23 protein-coding genes are annotated in these 24801 nt (G+C 59.7%); 15 read left to right on the top strand and 8 right to left on the bottom strand.

The annotated features are described in order from the left end of the window. Positions 1–144: 144 nt before the first annotated feature. The 3 genes from HFD94_RS07190 to HFD94_RS07200 all read left to right on the top strand — a co-directional run bounded on the left by HFD94_RS07190 (position 145) and on the right by HFD94_RS07200 (position 1273). On the top strand, positions 145–486 hold the full coding sequence (locus tag HFD94_RS07190; RefSeq protein ID WP_009090299.1) for a helix-turn-helix domain-containing protein: 342 nt from the start codon (positions 145–147) through the stop codon (positions 484–486). 86 nt (positions 487–572) lie between these two features. Then, on the top strand, positions 573–1007 hold the full coding sequence (locus HFD94_RS07195; RefSeq protein WP_010245306.1) for a ribonuclease domain-containing protein: 435 nt from the start codon (positions 573–575) through the stop codon (positions 1005–1007). Between the two features lie 2 nt (positions 1008–1009). After that, positions 1010–1273 (top strand): barstar family protein, encoded by a 264-nt coding sequence (locus HFD94_RS07200; RefSeq protein WP_010245304.1) that lies wholly within the window; start codon positions 1010–1012, stop codon positions 1271–1273. On the opposite strand, the gene HFD94_RS07205 is transcribed toward HFD94_RS07200, so the two are convergent. From HFD94_RS07205 to HFD94_RS07220, 4 genes are all read right to left on the bottom strand, one after another. Further along, on the bottom strand, positions 1270–3636 hold the full coding sequence (locus tag HFD94_RS07205; RefSeq protein ID WP_167432948.1) for a virulence factor SrfC family protein: 2367 nt from the start codon (positions 3634–3636) through the stop codon (positions 1270–1272). The genes HFD94_RS07200 and HFD94_RS07205 overlap by 4 nt on opposite strands. After that, complete coding sequence (locus HFD94_RS07210; RefSeq protein ID WP_167432949.1) at positions 3633–6596, bottom strand: virulence factor SrfB; 2964 nt, start codon at positions 6594–6596, stop codon at positions 3633–3635. Before HFD94_RS07210 ends, HFD94_RS07205 begins: the two co-directional genes overlap by 4 nt. Before the next feature lie 2 nt (positions 6597–6598). Next, on the bottom strand, positions 6599–7960 hold the full coding sequence (locus HFD94_RS07215) for an SrfA family protein (protein ID WP_167432950.1): 1362 nt from the start codon (positions 7958–7960) through the stop codon (positions 6599–6601). A gap of 172 nt (positions 7961–8132) precedes the next feature. Further along, positions 8133–9344 carry a benzoate/H(+) symporter BenE family transporter gene (locus HFD94_RS07220; RefSeq protein ID WP_108912492.1) on the bottom strand — a complete coding sequence of 404 codons (1212 nt, stop codon included), beginning with the start codon at positions 9342–9344 and terminating at the stop codon, positions 8133–8135. Between the two features lie 84 nt (positions 9345–9428). Between HFD94_RS07220 and HFD94_RS07225 the strand changes: the two genes are divergently transcribed. The 3 genes from HFD94_RS07225 (at position 9429) to HFD94_RS07235 (ending at position 11054) form a co-directional block, all read left to right on the top strand. After that, entirely contained in the window at positions 9429–9986 is a 558-nt protein-coding gene (locus HFD94_RS07225) for a helix-turn-helix domain-containing protein (RefSeq protein WP_122888903.1), read from the top strand. Positions 9987–10052: 66 nt separating this feature from the next. Beyond that, the gene (locus tag HFD94_RS07230) at positions 10053–10478 is read left to right on the top strand and encodes a MarR family winged helix-turn-helix transcriptional regulator (RefSeq protein WP_010245273.1); all 426 of its coding nucleotides are present in this window, start codon (positions 10053–10055) and stop codon (positions 10476–10478) included. Positions 10479–10493: 15 nt separating this feature from the next. Continuing rightward, on the top strand, positions 10494–11054 hold the full coding sequence (locus HFD94_RS07235) for an isochorismatase family protein (RefSeq protein WP_010245270.1): 561 nt from the start codon (positions 10494–10496) through the stop codon (positions 11052–11054). A 13-nt stretch (positions 11055–11067) separates the two neighbouring features. Here the strand turns inward: HFD94_RS07235 and HFD94_RS07240 are convergent, their stop codons facing one another. The 3 genes from HFD94_RS07240 to pqqU all read right to left on the bottom strand — a co-directional run bounded on the left by HFD94_RS07240 (position 11068) and on the right by pqqU (position 14414). Continuing rightward, a complete protein-coding gene (locus tag HFD94_RS07240; protein ID WP_010670106.1) occupies positions 11068–11409 on the bottom strand; it encodes a contact-dependent growth inhibition system immunity protein in 342 nt (113 codons plus the stop codon). Next, the gene (locus HFD94_RS07245) at positions 11378–12202 is read right to left on the bottom strand and encodes an RNase A-like domain-containing protein (protein ID WP_122888902.1); all 825 of its coding nucleotides are present in this window, start codon (positions 12200–12202) and stop codon (positions 11378–11380) included. Before HFD94_RS07245 ends, HFD94_RS07240 begins: the two co-directional genes overlap by 32 nt. Positions 12203–12293: 91 nt before the next feature. Next, the gene (gene pqqU, locus HFD94_RS07250; protein ID WP_181955350.1) at positions 12294–14414 is read right to left on the bottom strand and encodes a TonB-dependent receptor PqqU; all 2121 of its coding nucleotides are present in this window, start codon (positions 14412–14414) and stop codon (positions 12294–12296) included. Between the two features lie 165 nt (positions 14415–14579). Here pqqU and HFD94_RS07255 point away from each other — a divergent pair, with 165 nt between their 5' ends. Further along, on the top strand, positions 14580–15470 hold the full coding sequence (locus HFD94_RS07255) for an NAD(P)-dependent oxidoreductase (RefSeq protein WP_074399355.1): 891 nt from the start codon (positions 14580–14582) through the stop codon (positions 15468–15470). Then, on the top strand, positions 15467–16246 hold the full coding sequence (locus HFD94_RS07260; RefSeq protein WP_010245094.1) for a helix-turn-helix domain-containing protein: 780 nt from the start codon (positions 15467–15469) through the stop codon (positions 16244–16246). Before HFD94_RS07255 ends, HFD94_RS07260 begins: the two co-directional genes overlap by 4 nt. On the opposite strand, the gene leuA is transcribed toward HFD94_RS07260, so the two are convergent. After that, positions 16167–17882 (bottom strand): 2-isopropylmalate synthase, encoded by a 1716-nt coding sequence (leuA, locus tag HFD94_RS07265; protein ID WP_167432951.1) that lies wholly within the window; start codon positions 17880–17882, stop codon positions 16167–16169. The two genes, HFD94_RS07260 and leuA, sit on opposite strands and share 80 nt — an antisense overlap. 249 nt (positions 17883–18131) lie before the next feature. Between leuA and HFD94_RS07270 the strand changes: the two genes are divergently transcribed. The 7 genes from HFD94_RS07270 to pqqF all read left to right on the top strand — a co-directional run bounded on the left by HFD94_RS07270 (position 18132) and on the right by pqqF (position 24781). After that, a complete protein-coding gene (locus HFD94_RS07270; RefSeq protein ID WP_132498593.1) occupies positions 18132–19148 on the top strand; it encodes a dipeptidase in 1017 nt (338 codons plus the stop codon). 143 nt (positions 19149–19291) lie between these two features. Continuing rightward, positions 19292–19363, top strand: coding sequence for a pyrroloquinoline quinone precursor peptide PqqA (gene pqqA, locus HFD94_RS07275; RefSeq protein WP_010245082.1), 72 nt, complete (start codon positions 19292–19294; stop codon positions 19361–19363). Positions 19364–19417: 54 nt separating this feature from the next. After that, a complete protein-coding gene (gene pqqB / locus HFD94_RS07280; RefSeq protein ID WP_061901461.1) occupies positions 19418–20335 on the top strand; it encodes a pyrroloquinoline quinone biosynthesis protein PqqB in 918 nt (305 codons plus the stop codon). A gap of 3 nt (positions 20336–20338) precedes the next feature. After that, positions 20339–21094 (top strand): pyrroloquinoline-quinone synthase PqqC, encoded by a 756-nt coding sequence (pqqC, locus tag HFD94_RS07285; protein ID WP_010245074.1) that lies wholly within the window; start codon positions 20339–20341, stop codon positions 21092–21094. Positions 21095–21097: 3 nt separating this feature from the next. Then, a complete protein-coding gene (gene pqqD / locus HFD94_RS07290) occupies positions 21098–21376 on the top strand; it encodes a pyrroloquinoline quinone biosynthesis peptide chaperone PqqD (RefSeq protein ID WP_010245072.1) in 279 nt (92 codons plus the stop codon). Further along, complete coding sequence (gene pqqE, locus HFD94_RS07295; RefSeq protein ID WP_161939645.1) at positions 21339–22505, top strand: pyrroloquinoline quinone biosynthesis protein PqqE; 1167 nt, start codon at positions 21339–21341, stop codon at positions 22503–22505. Before pqqD ends, pqqE begins: the two co-directional genes overlap by 38 nt. Next, positions 22505–24781, top strand: a complete 2277-nt coding sequence (gene pqqF / locus HFD94_RS07300; RefSeq protein WP_167432952.1) for a pyrroloquinoline quinone biosynthesis protein PqqF — start codon at positions 22505–22507, stop codon at positions 24779–24781. The genes pqqE and pqqF overlap by 1 nt, the downstream gene beginning before the upstream one ends. Positions 24782–24801: the final 20 nt, after the last annotated feature.

Consider the following 24801-nt stretch of genomic DNA (forward strand, 5'->3'; position numbering starts at 1 on the left):
CCTGAACAACTTAGCTAAAACCACACAAATAGTGCGGCATTTAATGTACTAATAAAACTTGCATTAAATGGCATAGTCAGCCACCCTTAAGTGTAACTGCAACTGATACTAATACTTTTCGCCACGGCGACAGGAGAGACTGGAATGATGAGTGATGCTTTTATTCACGATTTAATCGACTGGATTGATAACAACATCGAAGCACGTCTGGATCTGGATACCGTTTCAGAGCGCGCGGGCTACTCCAAATGGCACCTGCAGCGCATGTTTAAAGAGCACACCGGTTATCCACTGGGTGAATACATCCGGGTTAAGAAGCTGAAGAAATCAGCCGACCGCCTGACCAGCACAGATGAACCGATTCTCAATGTGGCGATATCGTTAGGTTTCGACTCCCAGCAATCCTTTAACCGCAGCTTCAAACGCCAGTATGGCGTCGCGCCGGGTGCATGGCGTCGGCACAGCGGGGATTCGCACGCAGCATAACCTCGCCAGGGCCAGCTTGTCTGGCCCGCGCTTTTCTCTGCGCGCAAAACTGGTATCATCTGCGTCCTGTCGTCACGGATGCCATCATGTCAAAAAAACTCTGGATTGGACTTTTTCTCGTCCTCGCGGCCTGTTTCTACGGCCTTAAACCCTATCTGAATTCCGTTTCAGCCCCTGCCCAGGCGGATATCGCCACCCTGACTGACGCCCATACCGTGGCGCGCTGGGTGCTGCAGCATCAGCAACTGCCGGACTACTACCTCACCAAAAACGACGCGCGCAAGCGTGGCTGGAATCCGGCCAAAGGCAACCTGTGTGACGTGTTGCCAGGCAAAGCCATTGGCGGCGATCGCTTTACGAACCGTGAAAAGCGTCTGCCCGCGCGTGCGGGCCGTCAGTGGTATGAAGCGGATGTGAATTATCGCTGCGGGCATCGCGACGCCGATCGCCTGGTTTACTCCTCTGACGGGCTGGTGTTTCTCTCCACCGATCACTACCGCAGTTTCAGGCAGGTGCCCTGATCATGCTTAATCTGACCTTTGACCTGCGTCAGCTCACCACGCGCGCGGCGTTTTATCAGCAGTTTGCTGAGCAGAGCGGCTGTCCGCAGACCTTCGGACATAATCTGGATGCGTTATGGGACTGGCTGACGGGCGGGATGGCGCTGCCTGCGACAATGTGGTTGCAGCACTATGCCGCGCATCAGGCCGATTTAGCGCCGGTGCTGGCGCTGCTGGGAGAGGCGGCGCAGTCGCTGGAGGGCGAACTGCGCCTGATCATTGATTAAGCGCGTAGCGGCTTGAGCAGCGCAACCAGCGCTTCGCGGGCTGCCAGCGGCAGATCGCCGCCGCCGGTGTAACCATTGTTCTCAATGATGACCTGGTTCAGCCCCACCAGCCAGTCGTAGATATAGTAGGCCGTGTGATTGGCCGGGGCGGCAGAAAGTTTGGTCAGACGCTGACCGGCACTGAAGCTGACGCTGGGAGCCGGAGGACGCGAGAAAATCACCTGACCCCGATTAACGCGGCTGGCAGGGCGTTCCGATTCAGGACGCTGTAAAAAGCCGAGCCAGGCCACAAAATCCCCCAGCACCGTCATTGCCCGCGTCACCTGACGATCGGCGCGAGATTCATGGCTGACGCTCTGCGTATCGGGCTCATGCAGCGCCTGCTGCAGCTTTTGCGCGATATCGGTGCGGAATCCGGCCGTGATCAGCTCCTCAACCAGCCACTCCATCGTTGGCTTATCCACGTTCAGCAACGCCAGCAGGCTGCGGTTTTCCGGCAGCTGACGCAGATGATCCAGCCACAGCAGCAGTACCTGACGCGGATACTGCTGAGCGCTATGCAGACTCTGACGCGGCTGAACCGGCGCTTCAGCCGGGCTCTCACTGAACAGGTCAAATTCAAACCCGATGCCAAACTGATTTTCCGGGGCCTGAATACTGGCCGGTTTGCTGCCTTGTAAAGCGGACTGATTAAGCCACAGCTGACGCAGCGCCTCACGCGGCGGCTGCAGGCGTTCCAGCAGCTCGCCATGCAGGCCGGTCCGATGCTGTAAACACTTCAGTAGCGTATCGGCGATATTCTGTTTGCGTGCCGCCTGTTCCGGGCTGGCACCCGCTTCGGTCCAGGGCAATAAACGCCGCTCCACCACGGTATGCTGAATCTGCGCCAACTGAGCCAGCAGCATGTCGCGGCGCGCTTCCGGCTGCATCTCATCCTGCAACCAGCTCGCCATGCGGTCGACGCCTGCGCGATCCAGTGCCAGCATCGATCCCCAGTGCTGACCGGGCTGTCCCATCTGACGCTGCACCGCTTCATCCACATTGACCTGCTGATGGCGGGCATCGAAAGGGGTAATCGCCCAGATCAGACGCGGTTTCTCTGCGGATTCCTGTGCGGGCTGCTGACGCTGCCATTCGCGCAGCGTTTCGCTGGCGAGGTCGGCATCCTGACGCTGGCTGGCTGCGGTACAGACCAGCAGCAGATCAATTGCCTGACGCGCGGCGTAAAAACCGGGCAGCAGGGCACGTTTCTGTTCCAGCAGTTGGGCACGCAGCGGATCCTGCTGCTGCAGGCGCTGACGATCTTCCTGGGTTGCCGCGTCACCGGACTGGCCTGGCGCGGGCAGTTCCAGCATATCGGCATCATCATAGAGCGCGGTTCGCGGTGTGGAACTCAGCGGGACCAGCACTTCCAGCGTCAGCAGCGCCAGTAATCCCAGCGGCACGTTCTGCGCCTTACCGATGCGGTTACCATTCAGCGGGCAGACTTCCACCAGCTGCTGCTGATCCTGCTCACTGGCCGGCACAATCAGCTGCTCGGCCGGCAGCAGTGATGTGTCGGTCAGCAGGCTCAGTGGAGCAAGCACCCGGCTGCTGTTACGCAGCTGGTGACGCAGATGCAGCAGGGTGCGCAGCATCTCATTCAGTTCAGGCTGACCAGGCCACAGCAGTGAAAAAAGCTGTACCCGGTCGTCAACGCTGAGCCAGGGCGCCAGCTCAACCGCCTGCGGCCAGAAATGACGATCAAGCCGCGCATCGTGGTGCGCACGGCGACGGCACCAGGACCAGAGTGTCACCAGCGCATCGCCTTCCAGACCCGCCAGCGGCGTGGCGAGGCGATGACGCTGCAGGCGCTGCAGTGCGCTGTCGATCTGTGCGGTGTCGGGCGTTGTCGCGCCGGCACAGGCGACCATCAGCCGTACGATCTCCGCTTCACTCAGCAGCGTCAGTTCAACCGGCCACTCGTTTGAAAGTGGCTCGCGCTGATGGCTGAAACGGGTGGCGGTAGCAAAATCGAGGTTGCCGGGATTGATATGCTGAAACCAGTTCAGCAGTTTATCACCCATGCGGGTCACTAACTGGCCCTGTGCATCGGCCACCATTTCGTTCAGCAGCCAGGCCTTACCCGCCTGCGACTGGCCAAACAGCGCCAGCGTCACCGGACGCGCCACCTGTTGCGCCAGCGCCTGAGTCTGCACGCGCGCCTGGCGCAGTTGCAGCGTCAGGGTTTCTGCTTCCAGCGCCAGACGCGGCGACTGCTCACGGCTGCTCTCAATCCAGGCCAGACTGTTATTCAGGGCGTCCTGCAACAGGCCAAGACGTTTTGCCAGCGTTTGCGGCTGACGGGGTTTCAGGGCTTTCATCGTTTACACACGCTCCCGCTGTCAATCCAGTATTGCGCATTGGCATTGCCGGTCGCCGACAGGGTATTCAGCTTAAGACTCAACTGCTCCAGCGGCACGCGGGTGCCATCATCCAGACGGGCATCGCTCAGCACCAGACTTTCCGGGCCGGACGCGTCGGGTCCGGCTTTTACCGCCAGCCGGATGCGCAGCACGCTCTCACCGGCCACTTTACGCGCCAGGGTGGCGTCGTTCAGCGTCAGGCTATAGAGTGGTGAGGCGGGCCAGCGATCGTTATCAAGCTGGCGGAAGCCGAGACAGACGTTGCCGCGAATACGGAAACTGCGCTTTTTATCCAGCACATAGCCGGGATCGTCGAGGTCAATTTCGCTGTAGCAGAGGTTCTCGTCCGTCAGCGCCTGGTTTTCGTCGAGCATGCCAAGATAGCGAATCGTCGAGTAGGGTTCAAAATCGCCTGCGCGGAACCAGAAGCTGCTGAGGCGCAGATCCAGCGCCAGCAGGCAGAGCATCGCGCCGACCGCCGCGGTCGATTTCGGGTTGTCGATGCGGCCATGTTTGTTAAACGGATACCAGTCGCTGGTGTGATAGCCTTCCAGCGACAGTATACGGCTGCCCGGCAGCGGTTGCAGATGACGCACCAGCGCCTGAATGCCCGGGAAGCGCGACGGGCGACCGGTCAGCAGCAGCACGTCACACTGATAGAGCGACACCACTTCACACATTGAACGCAGCGCCGGGATAATCGCCATCCGGTGCTGCATAAATTCACCGTGCAGCTGTGACAGGCTCACCACCAGCGGTACCTGCAGCAGGTCAAAGCGGCTGTTACCGCCCAGCTCGCGCTGAATCTCGCCGTTGACGAAGGCCAGTACCGCTTCGCCCGGCGGCTGATCGACCAGCTCGCCAAACAGTGCGTTGATCTCCGCGTGGCTCTCCAGCGGATCCCAGTTTTCGTAGCGTTCCAGTACCGCCTGCGCCAGCGGAATAAACAGTTGTAAGGTGATCTGCTGACGCAGCGTGGCCTGACCGTCCATGCGGCTGTCGTGACCAAACAGCTTGTTCATCAGCGGTTCCGCCAGCGTCAGGCCCGCTTTCTGCAGATGCTGCTGCAGCGCCGGTAAAATCCACAGCTGAATCACGTCCAGCAGGATATCGTCGCCCGCGACTTTAAAGCCTTCGCGGAACAGCAGTCGCGGCGTGATTTTGACGTTGTTGCCCTGACCATCATCCAGACGATACTGGGTGATGGCGAGGTCAGTAGTGCCGCCGCCGATATCAATCGAGGCGATGCGCAGGCTCTTGCCTGGCAGTTCGTCAGCATCGCGCGGGCGATCCGGACGGGCCATGCTGCTGAAAAAGTCTTCGGCGCGACCGGCAAAGTTGACCTGGGTTTCATTAAACAGCCAGACCATCTGACCACAGGTCGCTTCATCCCACTCCATCTGCACATCCGGCAGCGGTTTCGGATTCTGACGAGGCAGTGATGGTGAAAGGTCATCTTCGTCAGCCAGCCAACCTTCCGCTTTCCAGACCAGCGCCAGCGCTTCCTGCATCCGGCGGCGGAAAATTTCACGCTCCGGCTTCGGCATCGCTGACGGCAGCGTCAGGATCACATGGCGCAGCTGACGCGGCGCGTGGCTCTGCGGCATCCGCTGACGCTGTGCCGCGCTGTTCATCTGCATCAGCGCCTGAGCCAGCAGCTCACACAGCATAAAGGTCATCAGCGAACTGCGGCTGTAGTGCGGAGAAAAGACCGGCAGTCGATCGTCGGGTGCCAGCGTCGAAAGCGGCTGGCCTTCGTCGTTAAGCAGGGTGGTAAAGGGCGCGGCATAGGCCAGCGGTTCAGCCTGTTCGCCGGGCGTGTTAAAACGCCAGCCTGGCTGATAGCGCGCCTCATCCCACAGATAACGGCGCGGGCTGGAGAGGCCGGTGCTGCCTTCCAGTCCCACACGCTGCAGGGCCAGACGGCTCGCTTCACGGCCGACGCGGGTCAGAGAAGGCCACATAAAGGCCTGCTCACGACCGCTCTCCAGCGAGAAGTTCGCTTTGCCAAAACGGGTCTCGGCAAACTCCAGACGGCTGTCAAACAGCTCGTTGTAAACCTGATGCGGCTGCGACAGATCGCGCAGCTGCAGCTCATAGGTCTGCTTCAGGCCGTTGCTCTCTTCCGGGTGATCTTCCACCAGAATGCCGCAGGTATGGGAGTTACCGACATCCAGAATGATATCGACGTTGACCGCCGGGGTCTGCAGCGTGGCGGCCTGAATATGGATCTCGCTGAGGTCGAGCTGTTCGCCCAGCAGTTCCAGCAGATTGAGGTAGTGCGCCTGATACTCAAACTCGCGCAGCGCCTGATTAATCGCCTGTTCGCGGCGATCGGAGACGCGGTCGGTAAAGGATTCGCGCAGCCAGCCGTCAACCCAGGTCAGGTCAAGAAAATCACCCAGCTCGTAGTTGTGCCAGGCGAGCGCAAAAGTCACACCGTTCTGAGCATCAGCTGGGCTGAGGCCGATCTGTTCACCGCCATCCTGTTCCGCCACGCAGCGGGTATCAAAGGCCAGGCTGACGCGATGGGTATTGCCCGCTGCATCGGGCGCGGGCAGCGCAACCAGACGCATCCGCGCCCAGTTTTCAGGACCGCCGATAAAACGACGTCCGCTGGCACAGCGCAGCATCGGCAGCGGCAGCCAGCAGGCTGACAGCAGAGAGAGCGAGTCCGCCAGCGCGATATCAGACTCCGGGCGCACCACTTCCGCAGCGCCGCCATCTTCCGGATAGAGCAGGAACTTACCGCTGTTGCCATCGACGTTCAGGCGCAGCAGCGGGCCGTTGGCGGTCTGGCGCACAAACTGGCGGCGCGCCGGGGTATCTGAGAGTTGCAGGCCGAAATCCAGAAACTGCACGCCGCTGTTTTCAATCAGCGAAATTTTTTGTTTGTCATCGATCAGGGGAGCCAGCATCGTTATTTACTCTCACGCTTAATCGTCATCGGGAAGACCCGGTCATCAGCATACTGCGCTTCACATACTGCGGCGCCGATACTCGCATGGCAGACCAGCAGTGGCATACGGTAGCGCGAATTGTTCTGGCACTTCGCCGTGTAGCGGCTCTCAATCACCAGGTTACCGGCGCTGGTCATGGCCGCGCTGACATCCGCTTTACAGGTAGTATTGCCCTGGGCGATCTGCACGCTGCCTCTGCCGTTTTTAAACTGGAAGCGCATTACCGGAGGCTTACCGGTTGGCGTCGGCATCTGGTCGATAGTGACACGCCAGCGGCCATCAATCACCCTAACCTGGCCATCGCGCACCGCATCCGGCGTCACGATCAGGTCATCGGGTTTGGCCGGAACCGGCGCCGTCACCGTTGTGGCAAGGGTAGCAGATGCGTCTGCCGGTGCGGTATCGGTGGTGGTGTTGGCCGGTTTCTGCGGCTGCGATTCAGGGAGTTTTTCCGGTGCTGCCTGCTCGGCAGGTGGGGTGACGGACGGTGTCGCCGCAACCGGTGACGGAGTCGCAGCAGGGGCCGGAGTGGATACCGTCGCCGGAGCTGACGCTGGCTTCGCAGTGGCAACCGGTGTTTTTACGGGTTCTGAACGATGCAGCAACACGGCCACCGTCACGGCGGCAGCAATCGCCACCGGCGGTAACACATACCAGACGCGGAAACGGCGGCGAGCCGCTACAGGCGTCGCCGGCTGAGCTTCAACGGGTGCTGCAACCGGCAGCGGTTCAGCCACAGGTTCAGGTTCAGGCTCAGCGATCATCACTGGTTCAGCGATGACCGGCGCGGCAGGCAGCTCAGGCAGCGGTTCAACCAGCGCCACCGGCAGGTTCTCTTCCAGCGTGTCACGCAGGCAGGCCAGCGCGTCATCGCGACTGCGCGCCTGGGCATCGACAAAGCCCCAGAAGGTGATGACCGGTTTGCCATCAACCAGATAGACATACTGCTGGTCGGGGAATTGCAGGGTTTTGCTCAGCAGCGCACCAAACAGCCGCATTGATGGATTCTCTGCCGCGCGCGCGCGCGTACTGAGATCCTGCATATCCTGCTGACAGGCGGTGAGCTGTTGCAGCGCCGCGCGACGTTCATGATCGCTGGCACCCAGCCAGGATTTTACCCGGCCGCTAAAAGGGGCATACCAGTCGAGGCGATCGCCCCGTTCATTGGCCTGAGGAATGGCCAGGCAATCTGCCAGTGCGCTCTGACGGCGCAGGCGCAGGGTTTCACGAATTTGCAATGCTGAGGCGTAGACCGGCTGGCCATTTTCACCTAACGCCAGAACTGCATCTAAATTACCGCTGCGCAGAAAAGTTTTTGCCACCTGTTGGGCCCTTATCGGTCGTTGTCTGAGGCAGAAAATCGCGTGTTATCGACGATTGGGTTGATTTTACGCGGGGCAATGACAAATCAAACGGCAGAAAAAGGGGGTAAATCCACTGTTTTTTTCACCGGCTGACGGAAAAACCACCGCTATTTCAGAGAGTATGACGCAATCAGCCGGATTTGCGCACCAGCAACAGGTGGGCGATGATGCCGCCCGCCAGTCCCCAGAAGGCCGGACCAATGCCCAGCAGCGAAACGCCGGAAGCGGTGATCAGAAAGGTGATCAGCGCGCTGTCGCGTTCGGCAGGCAGATCCAGTGCGCGGTGGAGGCTGCCACCCAGCGTGGCAAGGAGTGCCAGACCTGCCAGCGCCTCAATCAGCACCGCAGGCAGGGCACTGAACAGCACGGCGATCAGCGCACCGGACGCGCCCGCCAGCAGATAGAAGATCCCCGCCAGCGCCGCCGCGCGCCAGCGTTGCTGAGGATTTGGGTCGACCTCATTGCTCATGCAGATGGCCGCCGTAATCGCCGCCACGCAGACCGAAAAACCTCCTAATGGCGACAGCAGCAGCGCAATTAATCCGGTCCAGCTCATCAGTGAAGAGACGGGTGGACGGTAGCCGTGCGCCTGTAGCGTGGCGATGCCGGGTGCGTTCTGCGACGCCATCGTCACCAGGAAATAGGGCACGCCGATCCCCAGCAGCGTGGTGAGCGTAAAGTGCGGCATCACGACTTCCGGCATTGCCAGCCTAATCGGCTGAGGCGGAAAGTGGATGGCGTGCTGTGCCAGCGCGACGGCAACACCCACCAGCAGCGTGACCAGAATTGCATAGCGGGCCAGCCAGCGGCGGGCCAGCAGCCAGGCCAGGCACATGCTGCCGCACAGTACAAAGTTACTTTGCAAATCGGCAAAGGTCTGCAGCCCGAAGCGCAGCAGAATACCTGCCAGCATCGCCGCTGCCAGCGAGGCAGGAATGTAGTTCATCAGCCGGGCAAACAGGCCGGTGACGCCGCACAATACGATCAGCAGGTTGGCGAAAACAAAGACGCCTACCGCCTCATTCAGCGAAATGCCGTGAAAACTGGTCGCCAGCAGCGCGGCGCCGGGCGTTGACCAGGCAGCCAGCACCGGCATGCGGTAGCGCAGTGACAGGCTCAGCGAAGCGATCCCCTGCGCAATGCCCAGCACCGACAGCCAGCCGCCAATCTGCGCGGGCGTGGCGCCCGCCGCCTGAAACATCTGATAGATAATCGCGCCACTGCTGCTGTAGCCCACCAGCACAGCCACAAAGCCGGAAACCAGCATCGGCAGGGTAAAACGGGGAGGTTCCGCTCTCGTCATGGTCAGACTCTTTATGAGGTTGTGCGTTATAGCGCACATGGTCGCATGATGCGCTATAACGCACAAGTGTTACACTATTGCCATAACGTCACTCACCAGGATGACGAGAAAGCAGGAGAAAAAATGGCGGATTTTCAGCAACACCTGAGCAGCGCGCTCAGACAGTTGCGGCAGGCCAATGGCTGGAGCCTGACGCTGACGGCGGAGCGAACCGGCGTCAGTAAAGCGATGCTGGGCCAGATTGAGCGCGGTGAATCGAGTCCCACCGTGGCGACGCTGTGGAAGATTGCCACCGGTTTCAACGTTCCCTTTTCCTTTTTTATCGACGGCAGCGTGTTGCCTTCAGGCGCCGCGCCTGCATTCAGTCAGCCCAATGCCGACATGTCGGTACGGTCGCTGCTGCCTTACGATCCGCAACTGCGTTTTGATCTGCTGGCGGTGGAGCTGGCAGCGGGCGCGCAGAGTCATTCTTCGCCCCATGAAGCGGGCTGTGTGGAGCAGGTGGTGATCATCGAGGGCGAACTATTGCTGGGCGTCGGGGATCTCTGGCGACGTCTGCTCGCCGGGGAGGCGTTCCAGTTCAGGGCCGATGTGCTGCACAGCTACCGTAACCCGCTCAGCACGCCCCTGCGCTTCCACAGTCTGATCCACTATCTGCAGCGCCCGGACGTTACAAATTGATACCTGAGCAAACTACACAGGTTACCTTCGTATCTTTATACTTTCGCTTATCGATGGAGACGGGTAATGAGCGATCTGACTGAATCCGCTGCAATGCTGCGCATGCTGGTGGGCAAGCTGGGCCGCCGGTTGCGCGAGTCAGCACCGCCTGGCGAATTAACCTGGTCGCAGGTCGCGGTGCTGGGTCATCTGGTTCGCGATGGGGCGATGACGGTAACGCAACTGGCGGCGGCCGAGGGCGTACGCACCCAGTCAATGGGCGCGACCGTCGCCGGGTTACTGGCGGCGGAACTGGTGACGGGCGAGCCGGATCCCCATGATGGCCGTAAAACCCGCTATCTTCCCACGACGTCCAGCCTGGCGGTGATTACGTCGAGTCGCGCGATGCGCGATGACTGGCTGGTCCGGACGCTGGAAGCGCGACTGAGTCCGGCAGAACAGCAGCAACTGACCGACGTTCTCCCTCTGCTGCAACGACTCACTGACTATTAAATCTGAGGATTCGACATGGCTGTAACCACACTTGATGCAAAAACTGCGCTGATTGTTATCGACCTGCAACATGGCATTGTGGCGCTGCCGCTGGTTCATGAACCGCAGCCGGTGATCGAACGCTGTGCCGGACTGGCTGAGGCGTTTCGCGCGCACGATCTGCCGGTTGTGCTGGTTAACGTGGCTGGTGGGGCGCCGGGCCGCAATGAGCAGGCACGTCACAGCGGCGAATTGCCCGCCGACTGGGCCACGCTGGTTCCGGCGATGACCCCACAGCAAAATGACCTTACGGTCACCAAGAAAACCTGGGGTGCGTTTCACGCCACGGCGTTGCACGATGAGCTGCAAAAGCGCGGCATTACTCAGGTAGTGATTTGTGGTATCGCGACCAGTATCGGCGTGGAATCCACCGCACGACAGGCGTATGAGCTGGGTTACAACGTCACGCTGGCGACCGATGCGATGACCGATCTCAACCTGGATACGCACAACAATAGCGTGAACCTGATCTTCCCGCGCCTGGGTGAAACCGGCAGCTGTGAGGATATTAAGGCGCAGCTGAATTCGCGCGCATGATTGGCGTGTGACGTTAAGCGTCGGGCCACCGCGACGGTGGCCCGTTGAGGGCAGCCACAGCTCTTATCAAAAAACTGCGCCATGTTTCTCCCCAGGGGGCCGGACGAAACTCTTCACCAGCAATCGCTGACATAATGACATTCAAATCATCATCCTCATTCTGAAGCAGGATGTTTATTTCATTCCGCGCTTCGATAACAGGCATGTCATGATCAATATAGCTCTGAAGCATTTCTTCGAGGGTATTGCCAAAGTCGTCATGGTGGCAGCTTAAAAACACTCTTAACATGCCGGTTAGCGCCGGGTATTGTTTCTCGGGTTTATCACCCCATCCACGGATAAGACGTGAGAACATAGTAAGGTTTCCCGTTATAAGTTTGCTTAAGCAGCACCACTCGCACAGCGTAACAGGTTTCTTTTGCCGCTTTACCCTGCCTTAATCCATAACCTACAGCAGCCCTGCTACGATATACCAGTTCCAGAGGACTGGCGTTATTCCCCCAGTTCGCCCAATGAATGATCCGTAGTCGGTTAGCTTTCAGGGCTGAGCTGATCGCTTTTTCTGCAATCTGAACTGAATAATATGATGATACTGAGTGCATATTTGGGCTGAGGGCCAGCCTGGCGAGTAAATCATTATCAGAAATTACGACGTGCTTAGCAATGGTGTGGCCGCCAGCCCTTACTGAGCTGACAGCCTCATGCTCAGCAATTTTAAACGTACCCGCCCGGACGTATACAACACGGGCTGCACTAACAGTAAGTCCAAAGGCAGCTGGAACACCCACATCTATGGCCAGACCGATATTCCATGCTGCTGTGTCGTCAGCGCCAAATTTCTTTGCGAGAGCAACAGCCGTCTGGTAGGTGGCAGTTCGGGTATTCTGGCCGGTCAGCACCCGGTTAGCTGCAGCATTAATGCTATCCATACTGTGAGCACCAACGACAATACATGCTGCCTTGGTTATCCCGGTGGGTTCGGGAGCCATACACAATGCGGTTGCACCAGCCAACTCCAGACTACCCATGAGCAGGTCAAGACCACCCATAAGACGGTTGCTCATTCCCTCGGATTCAGTAACTGACTTATCGGAAAGCACCGCAGCAAGATGTACCGGAGACATTGCAATTTGTAGCTCGTTGTCCATAACAATCAATCCTTAAAAGAAATTCAATTCGCGCGCCTGATTCGCGTGTGAAGGGAAGATCCGGGCCACCGCGACGGTGGCCCGAATTGTTTTAGCGGAAGGCGTAACCCAGCGTTAAACCGACGCTGTAATTGCGGCCCGGCGCGGATTCGAAATAGCGACCATTACTCTCATTCACAATCACTGAACCCACATAGTGCCGATCAAACAGGTTATCGACCCGGCCAAACAGATCCAGCGTCCAGTTCTCAACCAGCCACTTATAGCCACTGTTTACTGCTGCCACTGTGTAGGACGGGGTGTTCACGCTATTCTGATCTTCAGCGGCGATCTGGCTCAGATAACGCACCTCACTGCCTGCATAAAAGCCCTGTTCCGGCAGATAACCGAGTCCGGCGTAAGCCATGTTACGGGCAATACCAGGAATGCGGTTGCCGTCACAGCTGTCGCTGCCGCAGGCGTTAGTGCGATAGCGCGCATCCAGCAGGGTGTAGGCCATCTTCAGCCGCCAGTCCCAGGCAAACTGCTGATCCAGGCTTAACTCCAGACCGCGACGGCGGGTCTGACCGGCATTTTTATAGGTAGTGCGTCCGCCACTGCTGGCATCCGCCACAATCTCATCCTGGGTATCGGTCTGGAACAACGCCGCGCTGATCAAGCCATTGCCGATGCGTTTCTTACTACCAATCTCCAGCGTATCGCTGGTGGCCGGTTTCAGCCCCAGATTCAGACCGGTCGCGCCGTCTGAACGGTAAGAGAGCTCATTAATGGTCGGGGTTTCAAAGCCGCGACCGGCGGAGATCCACGCGTTCCAGCCTGGGTCAAAGGCATACTTCAGTGCCGCAGCGGGCAGCCATTTGTGATAGCGCGCATCACCGCTGTCGTCGCCGTTACCAGGCTGAATATAGAAGTCATTAGAGTCAAAGTTAACGGTGCTGAACCGCACACCCGCATCCAGCGACAGCTTATCGGTCAGTTGCCAGGCGGTCTGCAGATAGGGATCGAGCGTCCACATCAGGTTGCGCTCGTTGCGGCGAAGATTGCCCTGTTCGCCCAGTTGCGTCACCCCGTTGCTGACCGTGAAGTTTTCATAGCCCTTGCGGCGCTCGGTCATGGTTTCGTAGTCGAGTCCGCCGGTCAGCGCCACCGGAATAGACAGCAGCGTGTCGCGATGGGTCCAGCGGGTATCGACGCCCTGATAGTGGCGGGTCAGGGCGATCACGCCACCGGGATGAGACGGGTTGCGCTGCACGGCTGCGGGGATCGACTGGAACTGGGTAGTTTCGCGCATGCCCGCATAGAGCATCACGCTGAGGTCGTCATTTTCACTCATCTGGCGCTGATAACGCAGGCCGCCCTGAGTCTGATCGACAGTCTTACGGGTGTTATAAAGCGGGACGTTGCTGACCACCTGACGTGGATTCTCACGCCACTGCGTCTCGGTTAAGCCGCCGGGATCCTGCGCGTCAATGTGAACGCTGTTAAACAGCAGCGTCAGGGTGCTGACATCATCAATACGCACGCCCAGTCGGGCGTTGCCGAGGTTCTTCTGCGCAGCGCTGTGATCACGATAGCCGTGAGTGGTGAAGCTTGAGGCGGAGACGGTGTAGTTAACATCCCCGGCATGGCTGCCGTCACCGGTCGCACCGCTGGCTTTCACGCTGTTGCGCCAGCTGCCGTAACTGCCATACCAGCTGCTGGCTTCAAGCGTGGTCGGCTGTTGTCCTTGCTGGGTAGTGACATTGATTACGCCACCCGAAGCGTTGCCATACAGCGCAGAAAACGGGCCGCGCAGTACCTCAACATGATCAATCGAGCCGATATCGATATTGGAGGTCTGCGCCTGACCATCCGGCATGGTGGCCGGGATGCCATCCACATAGATGCGCAGACCGCGTACGCCGTAGGTTGAGCGGGAGCCAAAGCCACGCATCGACAGCTGCAGGTCCTGTGCGTAATTCTGGCGGTTCTGGATCTGCAGACCCGGCACGCTGCTGAGGTTTTCCGACAGGTTAACGCGCGGCGCTGCCTGGCGCATATCGTCACCACTGACCACGCTCAGGGCCGCAGGCGTATCAAGTTCGTTAAGGCCCGTTTCCGGCGGTGCAGCCGTGACGACCAGGGTATTGTCATTATCCGCCGCCAGCAGCGGCAGTGGCAAAATGGCAGGCAACATCAACAGCGTCGCCTGGCGCAGAGAGATTATTTTCATTATATGTGGCCTGAAAAAAGAGAGGATATGAACCAGGTGGAACAATTTCCGCATATGGTAAGGGTTTGATGCGCTGGGGTACATCGTTTCGGGCTGGATTTTTTCTCTGTTTACCGCCAGGCTGGAATCCATCTTTTGCAGTGATATGGCGTCCGATTCACCCGGATGCAGACAAAAAAACTCACGGGAGTCAGCATGAAACAACCTGAAGTGGCGGTTCTGGGATTAGGCGCAATGGGGCACGCATTTGCCGCAAACCTGCTGAAAAAAGGCTTTCACGTTCATGGCTGGAACCGCACCCGCGCGCGCGGCGAAGATCTGCTGGATGCGGGTTTGCAGCTGGCTGACTCGCCAGCTGAGGCGGTGCGTGAAGCAGATGTCGTGATCGCCATGCTGTCTGATGGCGACACCACTGAGCAGGTGCTGCATCAGGTCAAAGAGGCGTTTAAGCAGGGCGCGACGCTCTGCCAGATGGGCACCATCGGCGTAGAAAAAACCGACGCGCTGATCGCCTTTTTCGCAGAAAAACGCCCCGATTTGTTACTGATCGATGCGCCAGTCTCCGGCACCAAAGCACCAGCAGAGAATGCGCAGATTCTGGTGCTGGCCAGCGGCGATCAGAGCCGGGCGCAGGCCGCAGAAGCGGTATTTGCTGCCATCAGTAAAGGCACTCAGTGGCTGGGCGAGGCGGGAAAAAGCACCCGGATGAAGCTGGTGATCAACAGCTGGCTGATTGGCATGATGCAAAGCCTGGCGGAGAGTACCCGGCTGGCAGAGCAGTTCGGCTTTTCCACCGACGATCTCTGGCAGGTGCTGGAGGGCGGTCCGCTGGCCGCACCGTATGCGAAAATGAAGCTCGGGATGATCGCCAGCGAAGACTTCACGCCGCAGATGCATCTGGTCTGGGCGCTGAAAGATGCCCGCCTGGCGCTGGATGCCGCAGAGACGCCGCTGCCGGCGCTGGAGAATATCGCACAACTCTGGCAGCAGGCGGTGGAGGCCGGACACGGTGAAGAGGATCTGGCGGTGATCTACCGCTACCTGAAAGCGCAATGAGTCAGCAGCATTTTGACTTCAGCACGCGTCCGCTGGTGCCGCTGGCGCACGATTACCTGCACGGTGCCAGCGAACCCTGGCACCAGCACGCCTGTGCCCAGCTGATCCACACCCTTAGCGGCGTGGTACGGGTAGAGACGGAGTATGGCAGCTGGATTGTGCCGCCGAGTCGCGGCGTCTGGCTGCCCGCATTTACCCGTCATGCGCTGCAGATTACCGGCAGTGTGGCGGCGCGCACGCTGTTTATCGATCCGCTGGCGCGCGCCGATCTGCCCGCCAGTTGTCAGGTGGTGCAAATCTCACCGCTGCTGCGCGAGCTGATTGTCACGGCGCTGAGCCTGCCAGAGCGTTACGCCGCAGGCAGTCGGGCCGAGCGGGTGATGGAGTTAATTCTGGATGAGATTCGGGGCATGGATGTGCTGCCCTTTGCGCTGCCAACGCCCGACAGTCCCCGTTTACAGGCGTTGTGCGAGCTGATTCAGCAGACGCCCGGTGAGAGCTGGACGCTGCTGCGGGCCAGTGCCCACCTGAATGTCTCGGGCCGCACTCTTGCCCGCCATTTTATGCGCGAAACCGGCCTGCAGTTCAGCGACTGGGTGCGGCGCGCCCGACTGGCTATCGCCCTGACGCGACTGGCTCAGGGCGACTCCGTGCTGCGGGTGGCGCTGGAACTGGGCTATGAAAGCCCCAGCGCGTTTAGTGCGATGTTTCGTCGTCTGCTGGGCGTCTCTCCGACTGACTACTTTCCGCCTGCAGAAACTGGCCTGCCGCGCTGAGCAGCGCCTGCAGGGCTGCGCGCGCGGTGTCATTGTCGATACTTACTCCCCAGGCTCGCGCGCCACGGGCATCCACGCAACTGATATAGGCCACCGAGCGGCTGTCACTGCGTCGTCCCAGCGTATGCTCGTGATAGTCCTCAATGGTCAGATGCAGATCAAACGCGCTGCGCAGGGCATTGACCGCCGCCGACAGCCAGCCGTTGCCGCTGCCGGTCAGCATCAGCGATTGCGTCTGATACACCACGCTGGCGCTAATCTGCGTCTGCCCGCCGCTGTCACTCTGGCTGTCAGCCCGCTGTAAGGCCACCGCGGGCTGCGTGACGCCATACTGGCGGCAGAAGAGCTGCCACAGCGCGTAGTGCGTCATCTCTCCGCCGTGCCGGTCAGTCTCCTGCTGAACACAGCGGCTGAAATCCTGCTGCAGCGCTCGCGGCATTTGTAACCCGTGATTCTGCTCCAGCAGCCAGGCGGCCCCGCTTTTTCCCGACTGGCTGTTAACGCGGATCACCGCCTCATAGCTACAGCCAATGTCGGCCGGGTCCAGCGGCAGGTAAGGCATCTGCCACTCTGTCTCCTGCTGCTGAGCGCGGATGGCAAACCCTTTTTTAATTGCATCCTGATGAGAACCAGAGAAGGCGGTGAAGACCAGCTCGCCCGCATAGGGATGGCGCGGATGAACCGGCAGCTGGTTGCAGCGGGTTACCACTTCAATCACCTCATGCATCTGGCTGAAATCGAGCTGGGGCGAAACGCCCTGGGTATAGAGATTCAGCGCCAGCGTCACCAGATCCACATTGCCGGTGCGTTCACCGTTACCAAACAGACAGCCCTCGACCCGGTCAGCGCCCGCCAGCAGCGCCAGTTCTGCGCAGGCAACGCCGGTGCCGCGATCGTTGTGCGGATGCACGCTGATGCAGACGGCATCACGGCGGCTGAAGTGACGGCAGAAAAACTCAATCTGATCGGCATAAACGTTGGGGGTATTCACCTCTACCGTGGCAGGAAGGTTAATGATCATCGGGCGCTGGGCGTCCGGTTGCCAGACATCGGCTACCGCCTCGCAGATCTCCAGCACAAACTCCGGCTCGGTAAAGCAGAAGGTCTCTGGCGAATATTCAAAGGTCCAGTGGGTTTCCGGCTGCGCCTCGCATTCGGCGCGGATCTGCCGTGCACCAGCGGTGGCCAGCGCCACGATTTCCGCTTTGCTCTGTTTAAATACCCGCTCGCGAAACAGCGGCGCGGTGGCGTTATAGAGATGTACGATGGCGCGCGGCACACCCTGCAGCGCCACAAACGTGCGGGCAATCAGGTCCTCACGCGCCTGAGTCAGCACCTGTAACGTCACATCCTCCGGGATACGCTGCTGCTCAATCAGGTCGCGGACGAAATCGAAATCCGTCTGCGACGCAGAGGGAAAGGCGACCTCGATCTCCCGGAACCCGCAGCGCAGCAGCAGATCCCAGAAGGCCATTTTGCGTTCCCGATCCATCGGTTCTGCCAGCGCCTGATTGCCGTCACGCAAATCGGTGGAGAGCCAGCGCGGCGCCTGGGTCAGCTGGCGTGAGGGCCACTGGCGATCGGGCAGGGTGATCAGCGGGGAGGGACGATATTTATCAGCGGGTCGGGTCAGCATAAGAGTCTCCTGTGGTTTTTTTATCAGTCTGCCGACACGCCTCCGGGTCCGCGCGCGCAGGGCTGACAACCTGACGCGCAAAAGTGACAATACCCTGCATGACCTGCATGACCTGCATGACCTGCATGACCTGCATGACCTGCATGACCTGCATGACCTGCATGACCTGCATGACCCTGCGTGCGCTCTGGTTTGGTGAATCCGCCGGGCAGGGTTAGCATGGTCGCCTGTTTATTTGGGTGGACTCTTATGCTGATTTTTGACGGTCACAACGATCTGTTGCTTAATCTCTGGCTGCATCATCGTGATGCGCCCGCGCAGGCGTTTTATCAGGGGATTGAACGGGGCCACCTCGATTTTCCGCGCATTCAGCAGGGCGGGCTCGGCGGCGGGCTTTTTGCAATCTTTGTGCCTCCGCAGGAGTACATTGCCCGCACCGTTCCGGCACGTGCCGACGAGCCGTTTCAACCGCTTCAGATCATGTGGCAACAGCTTGAGATCCTGCAGCAGCTGGCTGATGCGTCAGGCGGGCAGGCGCGACTCTGCCGCAGCCATGACGAGATCGCCGCCTGCCGCGCCGCAGGCGTACTGGCGATGGTGGCACACATCGAAGGTGCTGATGCGCTGGATGAGGAGGGTGAGCAACTGCACGCCTTCTGGCAGGCGGGGGTGCGCAGCATCGGGCCATTCTGGAATCTGGCCAGCCGCTTTGGTGAAGGCGTTAGCGGCACCTTTCCTGGCTCGCCCGACACCGGGCCAGGCCTGACCCGCGCCGGAGAGAGGCTGATTCAGCAGGCGAGTGACCTGAAGATGATGATTGACGTGTCGCATATGAATGCAAAAGCCTTTTGGGACACCGCCCGGCTCTCCAGCGCGCCGCTGGTCGCCAGCCACTCCAACGCGCATGCTCTCTGTCCGCAGCCGCGTAATCTGACGGATGACCAGCTGGTGGCAATCCGCGACAGCGGCGGTCTGGTCGGCATTAATTTCGGCAACGCTTTTCTGCGCGCCGACGGTAAACGCGACGCTGACACGCCATTAACAGAAATTGTTAAGCATTGTGATCACTTGTTGAAGATAATGGGCAGCGACCATGTAGCCTTTGGCTCTGATTTCGACGGGATTACCCCACCTGCTGCGCTGGGCGATGTCAGCGGATTGCCGCGATTGCTCGCCGCTTTTCAGGAAGCGGGCTATGATCAGACACTGACAGAGAAACTGGCATGGGGAAACTGGCAGCGGGTTTTACATCTGACCGGGCTGTGATAACAATTTCCTGATGTTCCGGGCTTGATCCCGACGCGCCATTGGCGCAACATCTGCCTGGAAATTGTGACGGCGGTCTCATTCAATGCCGGTCACACTGATTTCAGGCAGCTCATTTACTGTTAACCAAGAGGAAGTAACTCATGTGGAAAAAACCAACTTTCGTTGATATGCGTCTCGGTCTGGAAGTGACTCTCTACATCTCCAACCGTTAATCGTTCTGCCCGCCCTCTGAGCGGGCATTTTTTTTCAACTTCTGGTTTTCCTCTATGTTTATCAAAATCCTCGGTTCAGCCGCGGGCGGCGGGTTTCCGCAGTGGAACTGTAACTGCGCCAACTGCCACGGCGTGCGTAACGGCACGATTCAGGCCCAGGCACGCACGCAATCGTCGATTATCCTCAGCGATAACGGCGAAGATTGGGTGTTATGCAACGCTTCACCCGACATCAGCCAGCAGATCCTGCATACACCAGAACTGACCCGCAAAGGGGTGTTACGCGGCACGGCGATCGGCGCGATTATCCTTACCGACAGCCAGATCGATCACACCACCGGGCTGCTGAGCCTGCGTGAGGGCTGTCCGCATCAGGTGTGGTGCACGCCGGAAGTGCATGGTGACCTCAGCACCGGCTTCCCGATCTTTCCTATGCTCACCCACTGGAATGGCGGCTTACAGCACCGTCCCATTGCGCCACTGACGCCGTTCAGCGTCGATGTCTGTGATGATCTTCAGTTCACCGCAATTCCGATTATCAGTAATGCACCGCCTTACTCGCCGTATCGCGACCGGCCGCTGCCGGGCCATAACGTGGCGCTGTTTATTGAAAACCGCGCGAATGGCCAGACGCTGCTCTACGCGCCAGGCCTGGGCGAGCCGGATGCGGTGATCCTGCCGTGGCTGCAAAAAGCGGATTGCCTGCTGATTGATGGTACCGTCTGGCAGGATGATGAGCTGCTGACTACTGGCGTGGGTCATAACACCGGCAAGGCGATGGGCCATCTGGCGCTGGCGGAAGAGCAGGGGCTGATGGCACTGCTGGCGTCGCTGCCGGCAAAACGCAAAATTCTGATCCACATTAACAACACCAATCCGATCCTTAACGAGCAGTCACCGCAGCGTCAGTTTCTGACGGAGCAGGGAATAGAGGTGAGCTGGGACGGAATGGCGATCCACCTTCAGGGCTAAAACATGCAGATCACTGACACGCTGTCGCCGCAGGCTTTTGAACAGGCCCTGCGCGACAAAGGCGCTTACTACCATATCCATCACCCGTATCACATCGCGATGCATAACGGTCAGGCAACGCGCGAGCAGATTCAGGGCTGGGTGGCGAATCGCTTCTATTACCAGACCACCATTCCGCTGAAAGATGCGGCGATCATGGCCAACTGCCCCGATCCGGCTACCCGCCGTAAGTGGGTGCAGCGCATCCTCGACCACGACGGCAGCAACGGCGAAGAGGGCGGCATTGAGGCCTGGCTGCGGCTGGGCGAGGCGGTCGGGCTGACGCGCGAAGAACTACTTTCAGAGCAGCATGTGCTGCCGGGCGTGCGCTTCGCGGTGGATGCATATATTAACTTTGCCCGCCGCGCCAACTGGCAGGAGGCGGCCTGCAGCTCACTCACCGAGCTATTCGCACCGCAGATCCACCAGTCACGGCTCGACAGCTGGCCGCAGCACTATCCGTGGATCAAAGAAGAGGGCTATTTCTACTTCCGCAGTCGCCTGGGTCAGGCGAACCGCGATGTGGAACATGGCCTGGCGCTGGCGCTGGAATATTTCACCACCGCTGAGACGCAAAACCGCATGCTGGAAATTTTGCAGTTTAAGCTCGATATTTTATGGAGCATGCTGGACGCCATGACCATGGCATACGAGCTGAAACGTCCGCCTTATCACACCGTGACTGATAAAGCGGCGTGGCACACCACCCGACTGGTATAACAGATGAATGAAAACTCGATTGCCGCGTTTCGTCGCGGCTACCGCATGCAGTGGGAAGCCGCCCAGGATACCCATGTGGTGCTCTATCCCGAAGGCATGGCGAAGCTGAACGAAACCGCCGCCGCCATCCTTGAGCTGGTGGATGGCAAGCAGGATATCGCCGCGATTATCGCAACGCTGGATAGCCGTTTTCCGGAAGCGGGCGGCGTGGGTGCAGACGTTTTAGAGTTCCTGCAATCAGCCTATGAACAGAAGTGGATACAGTTCCGTGACCCCGCATAAACCTGACGTGAATCCGCCGCTCTGGCTGCTGGCCGAGCTGACCTATCGCTGTCCGCTGCAGTGTCCCTACTGCTCCAACCCGCTGGATTTCGCCCAGCAGGAGAAGGAGCTGACCACCGAGCAGTGGATTGAGGTGTTTCGTCAGGCGCGGGCGATGGGCAGCGTGCAGCTCGGATTCTCGGGCGGCGAGCCGCTGGTCCGTAAAGATCTGCCGGAGCTGATCAAGGCGGCGCGCGATCTCGGCTTCTACACCAACCTGATCACCTCGGGCATCGGCCTGACGGAGAAGAAGCTGGATGCGTTCAGCGAGGCGGGTCTGGATCATATCCAGATCAGCTTCCAGGCGAGTGACGAAACCCTGAATGCGGCGCTGGCCGGTTCGAAAAAAGCGTTTCAGCAGAAGCTGGAGATGGCGAAAGCGGTTAAAGCCCACGGCTATCCGATGGTGCTGAACTTTGTACTGCATCGCCATAACATCGACCAGATCGACAGGATTATCGACCTCTGCATTGAGCTGGAAGCGGATGACGTAGAACTGGCGACCTGTCAGTTCTACGGCTGGGCGCAGCTCAACCGCGAAGGCCTGCTGCCCACCCGCGAGCAGATCGCCCGCGCAGAGGCGGTGGTGAAAACCTACCGCGAGCGGATGAGCACCACCGGCAATCTGACCAACCTGCTGTTTGTGACGCCAGACTACTACGAAGAGCGCCCTAAGCCCTGCATGGGTGGCTGGGGCGCCATCTTCCTCAGCGTTACGCCAGAGGGCACCGCGCTGCCGTGTCACAGTGCGCGTCAGCTCCCGATAGAATTTCCCTCAGTGCTGACGCAAAGTCTGGACGATATCTGGTATAACTCATTCGGCTTCAACCGTTATCGCGGTTTTGACTGGATGCCAGAGCCATGCCGCTCCTGTGATGAGAAAGAGAAAGATTTTGGCGGCTGTCGCTGTCAGGCTTACATGCTGACCGGCAATGCCGACAACACCGATCCGGTCTGCAGCAAATCACCGCATCACGGCAAAATCCTTGACGCCCGGCGTGAGGCGGATTGCAGCGACATTAAAATTGGTCAGCTGCAGTTCCGTAACCGCAGCAACTCACAACTGATCTATAAAACACGGAACCTCTGATGAAAACGCGTTGCCTGGAGATAAACGGTCTGACGGTTGAACTGGTGCATCAGCCCGATGCCAGCCAGGCCGCCGCCCTGATTCAGGTGGGCGCGGGGAGTCACGACGAACCCGATCGCTGGCCCGGACTGGCGCATCTGCTGGAACATCTGCTGTTCACCGGCAGCACCGGCTGGCCTGATGAGGGCCGGTTGATGAGCTGGATTCAGACGCAGGGTGGCAGGGTTAACGCCACCACGCTGGCCCGGCGCAGCGCGTTCTTTTTTGAGGTCACGCCGTCGCTGCTGGCTGACGGGCTGGCGCGGCTGCAGGATATGGTCTGCCATCCGCTGCTTGATAATCAGGCGATCGGTCAGGAAGTGGCGGTGATTGATGCGGAATATCAGCTATTGCAGCGTCATCAGCCGTCACGCATTGAAGCGGCACTGCTGCACGCCGCCGCGTCACCTGCGGAATTCCACCGGTTCCATATTGGCAGCCGGGCGAGTTTTGGCGATGAGCTCTCTGCACTACAGCGGGCCCTGCGCCAGTTCCACCAGCGCTACTACTTCGCCAGCAATATGCGGCTCTGGCTGCAGGGGCCGCACTCACTGGATGAGCTGGAACAGCTGGCGCGTAACGTTGCTGCCGCGCTGCCCTCCGGTCAGTGGCGACAGGATCTGCCACCGCCGCAGCTGACCAGCGATACCTGCTGGCAGCTGGCAGAGACCGCACCTGGGGCGCTATGGCGCAGCTGGATACTGGATAACAGTGACGGTGTCACGTTATGGCGTGAATTTCTGCTGGATGAAGCACCCGGATCGCTGCTGGCTACCCTTCGTGAGCAGGGGCTGGCAGAGTCGCTGGAGCTGAAGTGGATCTATCAGGCGGGAGGCGCGCTCTGGCTGGCGCTGGGCGTTGAAACGCATCAACCCGAAACCGTTAATGTCTTGATCGACCGTTATCTGGAGGCACTGCGCCAGACGAATAAGCCACAACATCAACACTATCACCAGCTGGCGCAGCAGCGATTTGTGACACTGTCACCGATGGAGCAGTTACGCCAGCGCGCAATCGGCTTTGCGCCAGATGAAGCCGTGCCTGCGTTACAGCCGCTGCTGGCGCGTCTCACCGACGCGCCGGGCACGCTGCTGTTCTGCACGTCGCACCCGGCTGAGGAAACCCTTCAGACGCAGGGATTCAGCCTTGCGCTGACCGCCTGGCAGCCAGCCCCGTCTGAGGCGCTACCTCCGGCGCATTTCACATTCTACCCGTTCGAGACTGCCTTAACGTCTGAGCCGCTGCCCGCACAGGCGGTGGCATTGCCGCATCATCAGCCTGACGACCTGCAGGCGACGCTGATCCTGCGACCAGAGTTCTGGTCAACGTTCACCGAAGCGACAGGCGAAGCGCTGGGGCGGCGGTTACGTCCGCTGTTTGCCGCGTTGCGTCATCAGGGCGGCAACGGCAGCTGGCAGGAGGTGGAGGGCGTGTGGCAACTGACGCTACAACTGACGCCGGATGAGGCAGTGGCTGACCGGGCGCTGAGCCAGATCGTCGCCGCACTGACGCTGCCGGTTGAGGCGGCGCAGCCTTCTTCGGGAGAAAGCATCGCGATCCGTGCACTGCTGCGGCAGTTGCCCTGGCAGCTGGCCGCCACCATTACGCCACATTGCTGGCGGGCGGCGCTGAAAGGCGGCAACGCGGCACTGCATTCACTGATTGCCCGGCGGCTGAGCGCACTGTCGCTGCCGGTTAACCCTGACACGCCGCCAAAGCGCATGACGACGCAAACCGGTATGACGCGCCTGCCACACGGCAGCGCGGACAATGCTCTGCTGCTGTTTATCCCGCTGCATCGACCTGAACAGCTGGCGGCGCTACGCGCGCTGGCGCTGATCTACGAGCCGCGCTTTTTCCAGCGCTATCGCGTTGAGCAGCCTATCGGTTATGTGGTGAGCAGCCGCTATATGCGCTGTGCCGATGAAGATGGGGTACTGTTTGCGCTGCAATCGCCCGATTACAGCGCGCTGTCACTGCTGCGCTACTGCCGCAACTTCCTGCGGTCACTGAACGAGACGCTGGCGGGTTACGATCTGGCGGCACTGAAAGCGCGTCTTCTGAGCCGGGAAGTGGAGCAGCCACTGGCGTGCTTACGCGCTGACAATGGCCTGGCAGAACCGGATGCGGCGCAGATTGAGGCGCTGACACTTGCGGATCTGCAACAGCTTCACCGCACGCTGATTCAGGATCGCCGCCGCTGGCGGGTGCTGTTCACCGGCGGCGAGAATGTGTAGCGCCCGGTATAAAGTTGCTG

This window comes from Pantoea sp. EKM20T (assembly GCF_011800485.1).
Classification (GTDB): Bacteria; Pseudomonadota; Gammaproteobacteria; order Enterobacterales; family Enterobacteriaceae; genus Pantoea; species Pantoea agglomerans.

What these genes read in the sequence shown, in the direction of transcription:
- HFD94_RS07195 (WP_010245306.1), top strand. Translation starts at nt 573, where the DNA reads ATGTCAAAAAAACTCTGGATTGGACTTTTTCTCGTCCTCGCGGCCTGT.
- HFD94_RS07270 (WP_132498593.1), top strand. Translation starts at nt 18,132, where the DNA reads ATGCTGATTTTTGACGGTCACAACGATCTGTTGCTTAATCTCTGGCTG.
- HFD94_RS07240 (WP_010670106.1), bottom strand. Translation starts at nt 11,409, where the DNA reads ATGTTCTCACGTCTTATCCGTGGATGGGGTGATAAACCCGAGAAACAA.
- pqqU (WP_181955350.1), bottom strand. Translation starts at nt 14,414, where the DNA reads ATGAAAATAATCTCTCTGCGCCAGGCGACGCTGTTGATGTTGCCTGCC.
- pqqB (WP_061901461.1), top strand. Translation starts at nt 19,418, where the DNA reads ATGTTTATCAAAATCCTCGGTTCAGCCGCGGGCGGCGGGTTTCCGCAG.
- HFD94_RS07200 (WP_010245304.1), top strand. Translation starts at nt 1,010, where the DNA reads ATGCTTAATCTGACCTTTGACCTGCGTCAGCTCACCACGCGCGCGGCG.
- HFD94_RS07230 (WP_010245273.1), top strand. Translation starts at nt 10,053, where the DNA reads ATGAGCGATCTGACTGAATCCGCTGCAATGCTGCGCATGCTGGTGGGC.
- pqqD (WP_010245072.1), top strand. Translation starts at nt 21,098, where the DNA reads ATGAATGAAAACTCGATTGCCGCGTTTCGTCGCGGCTACCGCATGCAG.
- HFD94_RS07245 (WP_122888902.1), bottom strand. Translation starts at nt 12,202, where the DNA reads ATGGACAACGAGCTACAAATTGCAATGTCTCCGGTACATCTTGCTGCG.
- HFD94_RS07190 (WP_009090299.1), top strand. Translation starts at nt 145, where the DNA reads ATGATGAGTGATGCTTTTATTCACGATTTAATCGACTGGATTGATAAC.
- pqqF (WP_167432952.1), top strand. Translation starts at nt 22,505, where the DNA reads ATGAAAACGCGTTGCCTGGAGATAAACGGTCTGACGGTTGAACTGGTG.
- HFD94_RS07205 (WP_167432948.1), bottom strand. Translation starts at nt 3,636, where the DNA reads ATGAAAGCCCTGAAACCCCGTCAGCCGCAAACGCTGGCAAAACGTCTT.
- HFD94_RS07210 (WP_167432949.1), bottom strand. Translation starts at nt 6,596, where the DNA reads ATGCTGGCTCCCCTGATCGATGACAAACAAAAAATTTCGCTGATTGAA.
- HFD94_RS07255 (WP_074399355.1), top strand. Translation starts at nt 14,580, where the DNA reads ATGCAGACAAAAAAACTCACGGGAGTCAGCATGAAACAACCTGAAGTG.
- HFD94_RS07260 (WP_010245094.1), top strand. Translation starts at nt 15,467, where the DNA reads ATGAGTCAGCAGCATTTTGACTTCAGCACGCGTCCGCTGGTGCCGCTG.
- pqqE (WP_161939645.1), top strand. Translation starts at nt 21,339, where the DNA reads ATGAACAGAAGTGGATACAGTTCCGTGACCCCGCATAAACCTGACGTG.
- pqqC (WP_010245074.1), top strand. Translation starts at nt 20,339, where the DNA reads ATGCAGATCACTGACACGCTGTCGCCGCAGGCTTTTGAACAGGCCCTG.
- leuA (WP_167432951.1), bottom strand. Translation starts at nt 17,882, where the DNA reads ATGCTGACCCGACCCGCTGATAAATATCGTCCCTCCCCGCTGATCACC.
- HFD94_RS07225 (WP_122888903.1), top strand. Translation starts at nt 9,429, where the DNA reads ATGGCGGATTTTCAGCAACACCTGAGCAGCGCGCTCAGACAGTTGCGG.
- HFD94_RS07235 (WP_010245270.1), top strand. Translation starts at nt 10,494, where the DNA reads ATGGCTGTAACCACACTTGATGCAAAAACTGCGCTGATTGTTATCGAC.
- HFD94_RS07220 (WP_108912492.1), bottom strand. Translation starts at nt 9,344, where the DNA reads ATGTGCGCTATAACGCACAACCTCATAAAGAGTCTGACCATGACGAGA.